Source organism: Aquabacterium sp. A08, assembly GCF_011742065.1.
This window is the reverse complement of record NZ_JAAQQT010000251.1, coordinates 1-646: the sequence shown is the minus strand read 5'-3', so window position 1 is coordinate 646 and position 646 is coordinate 1. Positions and strand designations below refer to the sequence as shown.

The 646-nt window shown below is 74.6% G+C and carries 1 protein-coding gene; it reads left to right on the top strand.

Going from position 1 to position 646, the window contains the following annotated elements:
• Nucleotides 1-188 precede the first annotated feature (188 nt).
• Entirely contained in the window at nt 189-575 is a 387-nt protein-coding gene (locus tag HA630_RS01415) for a hypothetical protein (RefSeq protein ID WP_166832153.1), read from the top strand.
• The last annotated feature ends 71 nt before the right edge of the window (nt 576-646 follow it).

Genomic DNA, 646 nt, shown 5'->3' with positions numbered 1-646 from the left:
GGTCACGGCTGGCCCGACTGGACGGTGGCGGCGGTCATGGCCGGCCTCGCCCTGTCGGCCGGCTGGACGGTGATGCGCCTGGCCCGCCAGGAACTACGGTCCCCACCGGCCTGACGCCCCCCGCAGCCCCGCCCCCTCGCACCGGACCGTGTCCGGAACTTTCCCGGCCATAGCCCTATCATTCGGGTATGCGCACCGTCTGGCTCTGCCTGCTGATCGCCCTCATGCCGTTGCGGCTGTGGGCCGGCGGCGCCATGCTGGTGCAACACCACAGCCCGGCGCACACCCCGGCAACGGCCCTGGTCCAGCTGGCCGCACCCGAACACCCCTGCCACGCCCCCGCGGCCCTGGCGGAGGCGCCCAGCCCGCTGGCCCACGAACCGGGCGCCGGCGGCCACGAACCTGGCACCGAACACCTGGGCTGCAGCGCCTGCGACATTTGCCACACCCTGGCCCACCCCTGGGTTGGCCTCTGGCAGCCGTGGCTGGCCACGCCACAACCCCCACCGGCCCACCGGGCCGCGGCTCCGGCCAGCGCCCGGCTGACCCCCGCCTTCAAACCCCCCATCGCCTGACCCCGAGCGCCCCCGTGCGTCCGCCGCGCCCCTGGGTGCCGGCCGCGTTTCGTGTGTTTTCGTGGAGAGAT

Excerpts from the sequence above, each read along its gene's own strand:
- HA630_RS01415 (WP_166832153.1), top strand. The coding sequence starts at position 189 with ATGCGCACCGTCTGGCTCTGCCTGCTGATCGCCCTCATGCCGTTGCGG.